We start from the raw sequence: 13,258 nt of genomic DNA, 5'->3' as shown, positions 1-13,258 counted from the left end.
ACCAGGGCGTTGTTTCACAGCGTCAGCCACACGATCTTTGCGCGTCACGCGGTGGATCTCGGAGCCTCCCTGCCGGGCAGAACTCGCCGTTCCGGCCGCCCGCCGGATCCGCCGATCGCCTTGTCGGCACGAGCTGACCCACCCGCCTTCGCGGGCCGCATGCTCGCCTGCCTGACCCCCTTGCGGCCGGATCGCTTCCGGCGTTCGAGAAAAGAGCCCCGATGTCGACTCAGAGGCTACGACCGGTGGGCACCGAGCCCTCCGCGGCACTCTCTGCCCGCAGGAGCGTGCGATGAGCCGGACGCCGACTGCGCGCGCGGTCGGCGTGGCGGTGGGCGCCGCCTTGATCTCGGGCGTCTCGCTGGGAAATCTCGGCAACAACCTGATGCCGGTCCTGCTACCGGGGATCATCGACCGCTTCCACGTCTCCAGCGGCACCGCCGGCATGGTCGCCACCGTGCAGCTGTTCACCACCGCGGTCACCACGCTCCTGCTGACCCCCCGGGTGGCGCGCCCCGGCCGCGCCCGCGTGGCCGGGCTGGGCGTCCTCGCCGCGGTCGCCGGACTCGTCCTCGCCGCCACCGCCCCCGACCTCGCGGTACTGATCGGCGCCAACGTCCTGGCCGGTGCGGGTCTGGGCGCGGTCAACGCCGCCGGCACGGCAGCGATCGCCGCCGCCGCCGACACCGACCGGGCCTCCTACGTCGCCGTCCTCGGCGGCACCATCGTCCTGGCCGTCCTGGTCCTCGCCGTCCCCCAAGCCACGGGCGCATGGGGCGGTTCCGCCGGCTTCGCCGTCCTGGCCGTCTGCTGCGCACCGGTCTTCTGGCTGGTGCGGGCACTACCCGACGCCGCGGAGCCCGAACACGGCGCACCCACCACCCCCGTACCGCTGCCCTACCTCCTCGCGCTCATCCTCCTAGGCGCATCCGACCAAGGCGCCTGGTCCTACAGCGAGATCATCGGAGAGCACCACGCAGGCATGTCCGTCGACGCCGTCTCCCTGGTGCTCGCGATCGCCTCCATCGGCTCCCTCGTCGGGGTGTTCGTGAGCCAGGCCGTCACCCCCCGCCTGGGGCGGCTGACCGCCCTCGCGGTGTTCATCGGAGCCGAGGGCATCGCGAAGCTCGTCCTGGCAATGGCCCCGTCAGGGGTCGTGTTCTCCGCCGCCGCGATCATTTGGCAGATCTGCTACATGGGCATGCTCGTCTCCGTCCTGGCCGTGGCAGCGGCTGCCGACGCCTCCGGGCGCTGGGTTGCGTCCTCCAGCGCCGGAATGGCCATCGGCACCGGCCTGGGCACTGCGCCCGCCGGCTGGATCCTGGACGCCTGGGGCGCCCCGACATTCGGCGTGGTGCTCACTTTCGCCACCGCAGTGGCCGCCGGACCGCTCCTTCGGGCTGTCCGGACCGCGGGAAGGGCATGCGAGCCCGCGCTGGAGCCCAGCCTCCTCCGTTGACAGCGCGCCGCGTGTTCGGTGGAAACCTGCAGGGCTTCCACCGAACCCGTGCCATCCGGGACCGGTCCTCACCAGCGGCAACTCTGTATAGTGACCGTCATATAACGTCAACTGATCGAACTGGGAGCATCCATGCCGCGTGCTGTCGACCGGGACCAGCGCGTCAGGGAGATCGTCGACGCCGCGGTGGGGCTGCTCGCGGAGGACGGCTACCGGGAGCTGACGCTCCGCAAGCTCGCCACCCGCATGGGCGGCTCCATCACTCTGGTGACGCACTACTTCGCCAACCGCGACGAGCTGCTCAACGGCGTGATGCAGACGGTGGTGTCGGAGTCGGTGGCCTTCACCGAGGAGCTCGCAGGGATCGAGGACCCGCACCAGCGCCTGCGCGAGGTACTGCTGTGGTTCTTGCCGCTGACCGAGGGCGAGCAGCGCACGGAGCGCGCGCGTCTGGCGCTGGTGGTGCAGAGCAACGTCTCCCCTGTCGTCGTCGGCTACGGCGACGAGCTGGAGGATGCCATGCGCCGGGTCGTACGACGCGCTGTGCAGGACCTGGTGCCCGCCGAGCGGCTGGACGGCACGGTGGAGCTGGTGCGGGTGTGGACCCGCGGCATGGTCCTGTCGGTGATCGAGCACCCGGAGAGCTGGCCCGAGCGGCACCAGATCGAAGCCATGGAGCGCTTCCTGCGCACCCTGGAAAGCGGCCTGGGGCTCGTCCTCCCCACAGGGCACGGGCACTGAAGCACATCTTTGGGCCCCGCACCGTGACGGTGCGGGGCCCGCTGTGTCTGCGTCCTGTCAGGTTCAGCCGCCGGGGCGGGTATCGACGACGCCGTGTCCGGAGGACTCCTCCTTGAGTGCAGTCTTGCGGACCTTTCCGCTGAGCGCGCAGGGCAGTTTGTCGCGGAACTCGATGCGGGACGGCATCCCGGCCAGCTGGATCGGGGTCGTCGCGGGGGCGGTGCGGCAGAGTGAGCTCCGGGCCCGACCGGTGCTGCGGGCCCGGAGCAGGGTGGGTCAGTCCTGCGCGAGGGTGATGGCGGGCAGGGTCAGGCTCGCTCCGTGGAGGCCGCCGACGGTCAGGGACTGTGTGGTGGGCTGCTTCTCGGTGGCGGTCCAGGGGTTGTCGTCGGTGCCGGGGTGGATCCCGAAGTGCGGGAAGTCGCTGGACTGGACCTGCAGTTGCAGACTGTGGCCGGCGCGCAGCCGGTAGGCGTTGTCGTCGAGGGCGACGAGGAGTTCGCGGCCGGCTTCGGGGGTGAGGGCGGCGCGGCCCCAGGAGATGGGGCGGGTGGTGCCGTCCGGGTGGACGTCCTGGAGCTTGAGGTAGAGGTGGGAGGAGGGGGATGAGAGCTCGACGTGGGCGCGGAAGACGGGCTGGCCGGCGAAGTCGGTGTCCTCCGCGAGCGGCGGGGTGCGGAAGGTCAGAACGTCGGCGCGCTCCTGGACGGCGCGCTCGTCGGGGTAGTCCGCCAGCAGGTACCAGATGGCCTCGGTGTCGACGGTGGAGGGGACGGGGTCGGCGGGGTCGTGGGTCCAGGAGAGGGGGACGGGGTCCGCGGCGGGGTGGCGCGAGAGCCGGTGGGTCTGCTCGCCCAGGACCGCTTCCAGGTGGAAGGTCAGCGGCGTGCTCGGCGGGGGGTACTCCTGGGAGGACTGCCAGCCGACATGGCCCACGTGCCAGCGGGCGTGCGGGCGGGGCTGCTCGGGGGCGACGTCGTTGAGGTGCTCGTCGAAGAAGTCGGCCACCTCCCCGCACTCGGTCATGATCTTCTCGGTGAGTGCGGCCTCGCTCAGGTACGGGTTGCGCTCGTCGCCGGCGTCGACGTCCTCCAGCCGGAACCCGGCGTGGTCGGCGGAGCCGACGCGCAGGTAGTGCAGGTGGCGGGTGGAGGCCAGGGAGCGGAAGTGGCGCCAGTCCCGCAGGCCCGAGGGGGCCAGGCCCGGGTCGTACCAGTTCTGCCAGTGCAGGATCGGGATGCCGGTGGTGTGGTAAGGGTGGCGCTCCCCGTACGGGTTGTACCAGTCGAGGGTCTCGGTGGCGGCGAGCAGGTGATTGGCGCCCCAGGACTCGCCGATCTGCTCGCGCGCGGCGGCGATGATCTCCGGAACGCCGGCGGCGAAGTCGATCTCGGCGAGATAGCCCTTGTTGTCGGTCCAGATCTGCAACAGGTCCTTGAGCGCGGCCAAGCGCGGCACGTCCTGCTTCCAGTTCCCGGCGACGTGGTCAGCGCCCATGTCGATGCCGGTGACCTGCGGGACGGCCGCCTTGATCGCGGGGTGGCCGCTGGCGACGGCCGCCCAGGTGGTGAAGCCGTAGTAGGAGTTTCCGGTGACGCCGACGCTGCCGTTCGACCAGGGCTGGTGGGTGATCCACTCCACGGTGTCGTAGCCGTCGGCGACGTCGTGAGCGTAGGGAACGGTCTCGCCCCGGGAGCGGAACTTGCCGCGCACGTCCTGGGTGACGAAGGCGAAGCCGCGGGCGCGGAAGTACTCGGCCTCGTAGGTGAGGGCGGTGTAGCGGCTCGACTTGTCGTAGGGCGTGCGCACCAGGATTGCCGAGTGGACGGCCCCGTTGTCGGGGAGGTAGACGTCGGTGGCGAGTTCGACGCCGTCGCGCATCGTCACCATGAACTCGCGGGCGTTCTCCGACGGCTCCTCGGCCGTCATGGCCTCAGTGATCTTGAAAATCATCGGCTGTCGTCTTTCGGTGTCGGGCGGGCAGGTTTCCAGCTGGCGGGCACGGAGGCCATGAGCCAGCGGGCGCGGTGGTGAGATGAGGGGCGCGCACGGTGTCGGTGAGAACCCGAGCAGGCAGTGAGTCCTGCACCAGTCGAACGGCGGGGAGAGTCAGGCTTGCTCCATGGATGCCGCCGACAGTCAGGACCTGTCTGATGGCTTTCCTCTTCGCAGCGGTTCGAGGGTTCGCTCGCGCACCGGGATATACGCCGAAGTGCGGGAAGTCGCTGGACTGGATCTGGAGTTGGAGACGATGGCCCGGCTGCAGCCGGTAGGCGTTGTCCGTCAAGGGAAGAGTGACGCTCCGGCCTGCTGCGCGGGTTATGGCGGTGTGCCCCCAGGAGATGGGCCGGGTGGTTCCGTCCGGATGGACGTCCTGGAGCTTGAGGTGGAGATGAGCGGAACCCGAGGGCAGATCGACTCGGCCGTGGAACAGCGGTTGGCCGGCGAAGTCGACGCTTTCGCTCAGCGGGCCGGTACGGAAGGTCAGGACGTCCGTCCGGTCCTGGAGTGCGCGCTCGTCGGGGTAGTCCGCCAGCAGGTACCAGATGGACTCGATGCCGACGCTGGAGGGGACGGGGTCGCCAGGGTCGTGGATCCATGACAAGGCGACGGGGTCCGCTGCCGGGATACGGGAGAGCCGGTGAACACGCTCGCCCAGTAGCGCTTCCAGGTGGAAGGTCAGCGGTGTGCTCGGTGGAGGGTATTCGTGCGAGGACTGCCAGCCGACGTGGCCCACGTGCCAGCGGGCCTGCGGTCGCGGCCGTCGGGGGGCGATGCCGTTGAGGTGCTCGTCGAAGAAGTCGGCCACCTCTTCGCATTCCATCACGATCTTCTCAGCGAGTGTCCTCCCGTTCAGGTGGGAGGCGTACTCGTCCTCGGCGTCGACGTCCTCCAAGCGAAATCCGGCGTGATCGGCCGACCCTGCGCGCAGGTAGTGCAGGTGGCGGGTGGAAGTCAGGGAACGGAAGTGGCGCCAATCCCGCAGGCCGGAGGGAGCGAAGCCCCGGTCGTACCAGTACTGCCAGTGCAGGACCGGAATGGCGGTGGCGTGGAGGGGATGGTGATAACCGTAAGGGCTGTGTCGGCCCCGGGTCTTGGCGCTCCTGCTTTCAACGATCTGTTCACACGTCTCGGAGCTGGCGTCTGCGGCGCTGACTGCTCCCTGCTCCGCGTCTGCGACGCATCCGTCGGGGTCGCTCCAGAACTGCAGCAGGTCCTTGAGCGCGGCTAGGACCGGGACACCTTGTCGCCGGTTTTTCGGGGCGTAGCCGGCGCCCAGGTCAATGCTCGTGGATTTCGGAACGGCAGCCTTGATGGCGGGGTGGCCGCTGGCGACAGCGGCCCAGGCCGTGAAGCCGCTGCAGGAACTTCCGGTAACCCCGACGCTGCCGTTCGACCAAGGCTGCCGAGTGATCCACTCCACGGTGTCGTAGCCGTCGGCAACCTCTTGCGAGTAGGAGGCGACCCCATCCTGCGAGAGGCGCTTGTCACGGAGACCCTGAGTGACGAAGGCAAAGCCCCGGCCACGAAAGTACTCCGCCTCGCGTTCGAGAACCGCGTGGCGGCCCAACCTGGCGTAAGGCGTACGGACCAGGATCGTGGAGTGGACCCCGTCCCCCTCCGGGAGGTAGACGCTCGTAGCAAGGTCGTTGCCGTCGCGCATCGCCACCACGGACTCGCAGACGCTCGCCGGGACCTTTTCCCCGGACGCGCTCTCGACGATCCTGAAACTCATCGGGCTCGGTCTCTCGCTGTGAGTCGGGCAGGTTTCCCATCGGTGCCAGGGGCGACGGCGAAACGTCGACTGGCACAGCCGCGCTGGGGGGCTGCAGTCGGCAGAGCCTGGTGGGCGCTAGGGCCTGCCGGACCGTCTCAGCCGATATTCAGAGGGAGGCAAGCGCAACTGGCGGCCCGGCTCCAAGCCCCGATGGAGGCAAGCCGGGCCAATCCCCCGGGGAGGTTTTACAGCACAGGACGAAGGTGCGCCCAGGGGCGCGCCGCCTCGAAGGCCGCAGCAGCGCGCAGTACCGCAGCGTCCGCCCACTGGGGAGCGGCGATCTGCAGGCCCACCGGCAGGCCGTCGCTGCTGAACCCGGCGGGCACGGTGATGGCGGGGAAGCCGCCGTGGGAGACCGCCTCGGTGAACAGCTGGTTCTGCAGGGCGCGCACGCTGGCGTCCGACCAGCCGTCGTAGCCGACGACCTCGACGCCGGCGACGTGAGTGGGGCCGCCCAGGTCGCCGACGTGCGGGAACGCCGTCATCTTGGTGGTCGGCCACACGAACAGGTCGTGGCCGGTGAAGATCTGCGCGAACGCCTGGTAGATGTCGCCGCGCAGCCCGAACGCGGCCTGGACGAAGTCCGTCGCGGACATCTGAGCGGACTTGTCGAGGATCTCCGCGATGTGCGGGGGCAGCATCTCGCGCGGCACCTCACCGAGTTCGAGGACCGACTGCGGGCCCCAGAACATGGCGAAGTACTCCAGCGGGTCCGGCAGGCTGATGCTCACCTCCTCCAGGTGCGCACCCGCCTGCTCAAGGGCCCGCAGCGACTCCTCGAAGACCCGGGCGACCTCCGGTTCGACGGGTCCGTTGCCCAGGTCCCGGCTGTAGGCGATGCACAGCCCGGCCACCGACGCGCCCTTGAGGGCCCCGGTGAAGTCGATGCGGGTGGGCAGGGAGAAGGGCTGCATCGGGTCGGGCCCGCACATCACGTCCAGCAGCAGCGCGTTGTCGGCCACGGTGCGGGTGATCGGCCCCACCACGGTGACGTTGTCCCACGGCGAGGAGTCGCCCAGCAGCGGAATCAGGCCCGGAGTGATCTTGTGGCCGACCACGCCGCACAGCGCGGCCGGCACGCGGATCGAGCCGCCGCCGTCGCTGCCGGTGGCCAGCGGGCTGATGCCAGCGGCGACGGCGGCGGCCGCGCCGCCGCTGGAGCCGCCCACCGTTCGCTCCGGGTTCCAGGGGTTGCGGGTGATGCCGGTCAGCTCCGGCTCGGTGACCGAGTGCAGGCCGAACTCGGGAGTGGTGGTCTTGCCGAGCAGCACCGCGCCGGCCTGGCGAATGCGGGTGACCAGGATCGCGTCCTCGTCCGGGACGTGGTCCTGGAAGAACGCCGAGCCATAGGTGGTGCGGATGCCCTTGGTGGGGGTGAGGTCCTTGATGGACACCGGGACGCCGTGCAGCGCGCCGAGCTCCTCGGCGGGCAAGCGCACCACGTCGTCAGCGGCCCGGGCTGCGGCTTCGCGCGCCTGGTCGGCGACGACGGTCACGTAGGCGTTCACCTGTCCGCCGACGCGGTCGATGCGGTCGAGCACCGCTTCGGTCAGCTCGACCGGCGACAGCTCCCGCTTCCTGATCAGTGCGGCGAGTTCATTCGCCGGAGTGAAGCAGAGGTCATCGTTGGAGGAAACAGACATGGTGCGAACTCCTAGAGCAAAGCAGTGCGAGAGAAACAGAAGAAAGTCGGCCGGCCGGTGAAGCCGATGCGGGCCAGTAATGAGGCGATCAGACAGGAGAGCGGGCCGAGCAGTCCCTCAACACGCTTGCCAAGGAGGGCAGCCTTGCTCAGCTGCACCACCGAGGGTCGGCCGCTTCCCCCGGCCAGGGCCCATGTCCGGAACAACGCCTTGCCCGAGCGCTTGGAGAGCGGTCCTGCGGCCATAGCGCTGGCCGATCCAGCCTCAGTCTTCAGACAGCGGCGTCGGCTGACGAGCATGCCCATCGAATCTCCAGACCGGTGAAACGAAGCGGAAGCAAGGCGAGGCACCCTGCGGCGCAAGGGTGGGATGCATCGCGCCAAGAGACACGTGCCCCGCAGCATGCACTCGGAGTTTCAAACGACGCAGGCAGCGGGCAACCGACCTGTTCAGCCGCATCACTCGGAACCACCCGGCGAAGTATGACAGTCAATGTACATCGGTCGATATAAAGCGGCAATGCTCGGTTCGCCCGGCAGTCACATGCACACGAGGACTGCAGGCGGACCACCGGACGACCCTCTCGCGACAGGCGCCCTTCACCCCGCCGACTACCCGCGACATGCAGAAGCGCCCCCGGGCGAGCAGGACCGGCCGCGACGGCGAGCAGGCACCCGGCACGCGGACCGACGCACCGCCGAACCGCATCCGCGGGTGCGGCGGCCGACGCGCACCCCATCTCACCGCGCACCACACAGCAGGCGGCGCGCACGCACGCACATGGCGCCACGGGACCCAGAGCAGCCAATCCATCGTTATACATCGACTGATATATATTGGCTGGAGGGTCGCCCGCTTCAAGATCCAGACCAAAAACTCCTACCGGAGGCACCACCCCGTGATGGACCGGCTCGTCGATCGCATCCACCACAGCTTCTGCGATGAGCGTTGGGTGCGGCATCCGGTCACCGGGCGGCACCGCTCCGGCCGGCCCTCCATCGGAAACCGGCCCCGGGAAGGAAGTACACGTGACCCAGCACCACCCCGGCACCCGCCCCGAGATGCCCGACACCGGCACGATCTTCTCGTGGATCAGCGACCTCGCCACCTTCTCCGGCCGCGGCACCCAGACCCTCGACGACCGGCGCTCCGCCGACTACCTCGTCGACGCCTTCACCCGCTTCGGACTCTCCGACATCCAGGTCCAGGAAGCCGACTCCCTCCACTGGCACGCCACCCGCTCCGAACTGACCGTCGCAGGCACCCCCGTCCCCCACGCACCCGCAGCCTTCTCCCACGACACCGGCATCGGCCCGTTCCATTCCTTCGGCAAAGCCGACGCCATCGACCACACCACCACCCCCGCGGCCAGACCCACGTCTGACCTGCACCCCTACCGCAGGCCCCCAAGTCTTGCGGCGCTTCAGCACACACCCGGCACGGCCCCCAACTCGACCATTCCAGAAAACCTTCCACCGTCCGGCCGCACCAACGGCGCTCCCCACCCGCCGCCGCAGGGCCAGGAGGCACCATCCCTATGAACGACCAGCAGCTCGACCAACTCCTCGACGCGGCAAGCCCCGTGGCACTGTGGCTCGACACCGACGAGAGGCCACCCGCGCGACCGGCCCTGTTCGGCGCCGCCCGCGCCGACCTGGTCGTCGTGGGCGGCGGCTTCACCGGCCTGTGGACCGCCCTACGCGCCAAGGAACGCGACCCCGACCGAAGCGTCCTGCTGATCGAGGCCGGACGCATCGGCGACGCCGCCAGCGGCCGCAACGGCGGATTCTGCGAAGCGAGCCTCACCCACGGCGAGCCCAACGGCGTGGACCGCTGGCCCGAGGAGTTCGACGAACTCCAGCGCCTGGGCCGCGAGAACCTCGCCGCCCTCATCGAGACCGTCGAGCGCTACGGCATCGACTGCCGGATGGAAGCCCCCGACACCCTGCGCGTCGCCACCGCCCCCCACCAGGTCCAGGGCCTGGGACCCGGCACTCCCGGCTTCCTCGGCCAGGACGCCGTACGCGCCCTCGTCGACTCCCCCACCTACCTCGCCGCCCGCGCCAGCGCCGGCGACTGTGTCCTGATCGACCCCGCCCGCTTGGTGTGGGGCCTGGCCGACGCCGCCGAACGCCTCGGCGTGCGCATCGTGGAGAACACCCCCGTCAGGAACATCAGCGAGCGCGGCACCGGCCTGTGGGTCGACACCGCTGGAGGCAAGGTCGCCACCGACCGGGTCGCTCTCGCCACCAACGCCTTCCGCCCGCTGCTACAGCGCCTAAGCCTGTTCACCGTCCCGGTCTACGACTACGTCCTGGCCACCGAACCCCTCACCGCCCAGCAACTCGCCTCCGTCGGCTGGAGCGGCCGGCAGGGGATATCCGACTCCGGCAACCAGTTCCACTACTACCGCCTCACCCCCGACAACCGGATCCTGTGGGGCGGCTACGATGCGATCTACCACTACGGTCGCCGTATCCACCCCGACCTCGACGACCGCCGCGCCACCCACCGCCTCCTCGCCCGCCAGTTCTACGACACCTTCCCCCAGCTCGCCGACGTGCGCTTCAGCCACCGCTGGGGCGGCGTCATCGACACCAGCACCCGCTTCTGCGCCTTCTTCGGCACCGCCAGGAAGAACCGCGTCGCCTACGCCCTCGGCTTCACCGGCCTCGGAGTCGCTGCCACCCGCTTCGCAGCGGACGTCATGCTCGACCTCCTCGACGGCCAGGACACCGAGCGCACCAGGACCACTATGGTCCGCCGCCGCCCCCTGCCCTTCCCGCCCGAACCCCTCGCCTGGATCGGCATCCAACTCACCCGCCGCTCACTGGCCGCCGAAGACCGCCGCGGCCGCCGCAACCTGTGGCTGCGCGCCCTGGACCGCCTCGGCCTCGGCTTCGACTCCTGACACCTGAGCAGGAAGTGAGCGCGCAGCACGGTGGCGACTGCTGCCGGGCCGGTCTCGGTGCACGGCGGAAGCCGCCCCTCGATTGCCGAGTTGGCGGCCTCCTGGTGGGGTCAGCCGATGCGGATGGGTCCGACAGCGACGGTGCACACGATGGTGGCGCCGAGGGCGGACTTGTCGGTGGTGGTGGCGGTGATGCCGACCGCACCGACGATAGTCGCAGCGGGGACGGTGGTACTGGTCGGTGAGTTCGCAGTGAACGAAGTCACCGACAGACCTTCTTCGCCCGCAGCAGCGGCTGCATCCCACCTGGCCGTACGGGTGGCGCATCCGGCCGCTCACCGAATACCGCTGCTGGTGACGGCCGTTGGCCGTCACCAGCTCGGACGGCGTGCCGCGCCGCCCGGCCCCGGCCCCCGTCACCGGTTGCCGAAGGACGGCCACCACAAGACGGAGTGAGCCGGGCAAGGAGGGCACCACTGCGCCGCCCCCGCTTGCATGGTCATGCTTCAAGCCAGTTATTAAAGACCACTTCGGCAGAATCGCGCACGGGAACCGTCCACCGAATGCAACCGATCGCCCCTACCGCTCCCGGCACTAGGGTGGCGCCCATCGCGGGCACCCCAACGGCGCCCTCTATCGAAGCCCTGGACGCCCTGGTCGACCGCGCCTGCCAGCCGCCCACTGGCGCCCCCGGGCCGATCAACTGCGCCGTTTCACCGGGGAGTTACGCACCACCCTGGAGCGCGGAGGATCCCGCCGAAAGCCGCCGCTACCCTCCCCGAACGCGACCGGCCCGCCGTCACACTCCGGTCCGTGGTCGCCGCCCGCCCGCGCGGCATCCTCCTCGCTCACCTGGAACACGCCGTCCGCGCCGGCACCGACGACATCGCCTGGACCCTCGACAACACCGACCGCAAAGAACTCGGCGCCCCGGCCTGCCGCACCCACCGCTTCGCACGCCAACACCCCCGCCCCCACCGGCCACACCCGGCCAACCGCACCCCCGCCTCGACGACCCCACCGACGACCGGCCCATGTGGCCCGGCCACCACCATGCGACCACCACCTGACACGGCAACAGAAAGAGTCGGCACTCGGTCTCCCAGGTACCATCTCCCACAACCGTTTTTACAGTCGGGACGACAGCATGTGAACCTGCGACCCCTCGACCCCGGCCCCGGCCTGACCACGAAGCATCAGACTCTGGAGTGCACCGTACTCATAGGTGAAGCCTATAGCCACGCCTTGACAGCCCGGGCCTCCCGTTCACGAGAAACGGGTAACGGCACAAGAGCACGACAGCGAGCCCGGAACCCGAACAGCGCCACCGCGCCCGTTCCGTCACTGCAGCCAGCAACGTCCAATGACACCTCAGGGCGGCGTCGTTCTGGCGATCCGTCCGGTTTGATCACGTGATGCCGAGGGTAGCCAGCGGTCGGGTGGCATCTCGGCCGTGCTTGCGCAGGCCAGCGGCGATGTTGTCGCAGCCGGTGAGGCGGAGGGCGCCGATGGCCAGGTTGCGCAGTGCGGCCATGGCCCTGGGTGCGGTCCCGGTCCGTACGCGTGAGGCGTCCTCGGCGAAGGTGGTGTCGCGGACGTGGTGGATCTTGTTCTCAATGCCCCAGTGCTCGCGGACGCGGTGTGCGATCTCGGGGGCGTCGGCCTGCTCGGCTTTCAGGTCGGTGACCGCGTAGACGCGTTCCAGGGTGACCTTGCCGGTGGTGACGGTCCGGCGGCGGCGCACGATCTGCACGGCCTGGGCGGCGTGGGGGAAGCCGAGACCACGGGTGACGGTGCAGGTCTTGACCCGGCGGATCTCGTCACGGCCGTGCTCCGTGGCGCGGGTCTTGTCCAGCAGCGGGACGTACCGCCAGGGCAGCTGCTTCAGGTGCTGGTGCAGCAGCGGTTGATTGCCCTTGATCACGGCGATGTAGTGGGCCTTCTTCTCCTCGACCAGGAGGCGGGCGTGGCCGGTCTGGGAGTGGAGGGCGTCGAAGGTGACCACGGTGTCGGCCAGGTCGAGCCCGGCGAGCATCGGTTTGAAGACGGTGATTTCGTTCGTTTTGGAGCCGACCTCGCGCTGGGCGGCGACCAGGCCGGTGCCGGTCATCGCGGCGAGTAGGTGGACCTGGGTGCCGTCGGCACGACGGGCGCCCCGAACGGTTTTGCCGTCTACCGCCAGCGAGCGGTTGGCACGCCTGCCCGGTTCCTGGTCGGGCGGCGTGCGGTCGGGGTCGCGGGCGGCGAGCCAGGCGCCGATCGCCGCGTCGAGGGCGTCGCCGTCCACACGCTGCAGGATCCGGCGCACGGTGGCCTCGGCCGGGGCGGTGGGGCCGGACGGTTCGCGGGTCGGGGCTCCGAGGGCGGTGAGCACGGCAGCCGGGGCGTCGGCGGCCCACTCCGCGATCGCGGTCAGCGATTTCGCGCCGGCCAGCACCGCGCACGCGGCGAGCGCGAGGACGAAGGCGAGGGGATGGCGGCGCCCCTTGGCCCGGCGCGGATCGGGCACCGCTGCCAGGCGGTCCAGCAGCTGCGGCTGTTTTCCGGGCTCGGCAGGCCGGGCGTCGGCGAGCCGGCCCAGGCCAGCAGGGATAGGCGATGATGATCGGGCAGGCACGGTCTTCCGTCGTGGTGATCAGGGACTCGACACCTCATGATCACCCGGAGGCCGTGCCTGCTTCCGCTGCGGCCCGATCCGAGGACATCGCAGCCAGGCCAGGCACATG

The 13,258-nt window shown here is 69.9% G+C and carries 11 protein-coding genes; 4 read left to right on the top strand and 7 right to left on the bottom strand.

Translation table 11 applies throughout. The features are described 5' to 3' along the window. Nucleotides 1-292 precede the first annotated feature (292 nt). A complete protein-coding gene (locus tag EDD39_RS23850) occupies nt 293-1,459 on the top strand; it encodes an MFS transporter (RefSeq protein WP_123559162.1) in 1,167 nt (388 codons plus the stop codon). Nucleotides 1,460-1,591: 132 nt separating this feature from the next. Then, nucleotides 1,592-2,200 carry a TetR/AcrR family transcriptional regulator gene (locus tag EDD39_RS23845; RefSeq protein ID WP_123559159.1) on the top strand — a complete coding sequence of 203 codons (609 nt, stop codon included), beginning with the start codon at nt 1,592-1,594 and terminating at the stop codon, nt 2,198-2,200. Nucleotides 2,201-2,263: 63 nt separating this feature from the next. On the opposite strand, the gene EDD39_RS42185 is transcribed toward EDD39_RS23845, so the two are convergent. The 5 genes from EDD39_RS42185 to EDD39_RS39045 all read right to left on the bottom strand — a co-directional run bounded on the left by EDD39_RS42185 (nt 2,264) and on the right by EDD39_RS39045 (nt 7,926). Then, on the bottom strand, nt 2,264-2,386 hold the full coding sequence (locus EDD39_RS42185) for a hypothetical protein (RefSeq protein ID WP_279638409.1): 123 nt from the start codon (nt 2,384-2,386) through the stop codon (nt 2,264-2,266). 90 nt (nt 2,387-2,476) lie between these two features. Continuing rightward, entirely contained in the window at nt 2,477-4,129 is a 1,653-nt protein-coding gene (locus EDD39_RS23840; protein ID WP_162870105.1) for a CocE/NonD family hydrolase, read from the bottom strand. A gap of 4 nt (nt 4,130-4,133) precedes the next feature. Next, nucleotides 4,134-5,936 (bottom strand): CocE/NonD family hydrolase, encoded by a 1,803-nt coding sequence (locus tag EDD39_RS23835; RefSeq protein ID WP_123559155.1) that lies wholly within the window; start codon nt 5,934-5,936, stop codon nt 4,134-4,136. A gap of 227 nt (nt 5,937-6,163) precedes the next feature. Then, nucleotides 6,164-7,621, bottom strand: a complete 1,458-nt coding sequence (locus EDD39_RS23830; protein ID WP_123559153.1) for an amidase — start codon at nt 7,619-7,621, stop codon at nt 6,164-6,166. A gap of 11 nt (nt 7,622-7,632) precedes the next feature. Next, nucleotides 7,633-7,926 (bottom strand): hypothetical protein, encoded by a 294-nt coding sequence (locus EDD39_RS39045; protein WP_148089505.1) that lies wholly within the window; start codon nt 7,924-7,926, stop codon nt 7,633-7,635. Nucleotides 7,927-8,649: 723 nt separating this feature from the next. On the opposite strand from EDD39_RS39045, the gene EDD39_RS23825 reads away from it, so the two are divergent. After that, a complete protein-coding gene (locus tag EDD39_RS23825; RefSeq protein WP_123559151.1) occupies nt 8,650-9,162 on the top strand; it encodes a hypothetical protein in 513 nt (170 codons plus the stop codon). Continuing rightward, complete coding sequence (locus EDD39_RS23820; protein ID WP_123559149.1) at nt 9,159-10,532, top strand: NAD(P)/FAD-dependent oxidoreductase; 1,374 nt, start codon at nt 9,159-9,161, stop codon at nt 10,530-10,532. The genes EDD39_RS23825 and EDD39_RS23820 overlap by 4 nt, the downstream gene beginning before the upstream one ends. Nucleotides 10,533-10,642: 110 nt before the next feature. On the opposite strand, the gene EDD39_RS39760 is transcribed toward EDD39_RS23820, so the two are convergent. Further along, nucleotides 10,643-10,798, bottom strand: a complete 156-nt coding sequence (locus EDD39_RS39760) for a hypothetical protein (protein ID WP_162870104.1) — start codon at nt 10,796-10,798, stop codon at nt 10,643-10,645. A gap of 1,142 nt (nt 10,799-11,940) precedes the next feature. Next, complete coding sequence (locus EDD39_RS23815; protein ID WP_208765567.1) at nt 11,941-13,149, bottom strand: ISAs1 family transposase; 1,209 nt, start codon at nt 13,147-13,149, stop codon at nt 11,941-11,943. Between the last annotated feature and the right edge of the window lie 109 nt (nt 13,150-13,258).

Source organism: Kitasatospora cineracea, from assembly GCF_003751605.1.
GTDB lineage: Bacteria > Actinomycetota > Actinomycetes > Streptomycetales > Streptomycetaceae > Kitasatospora > Kitasatospora cineracea.
This window is presented reverse-complemented; position numbering and strand designations above follow the sequence as displayed.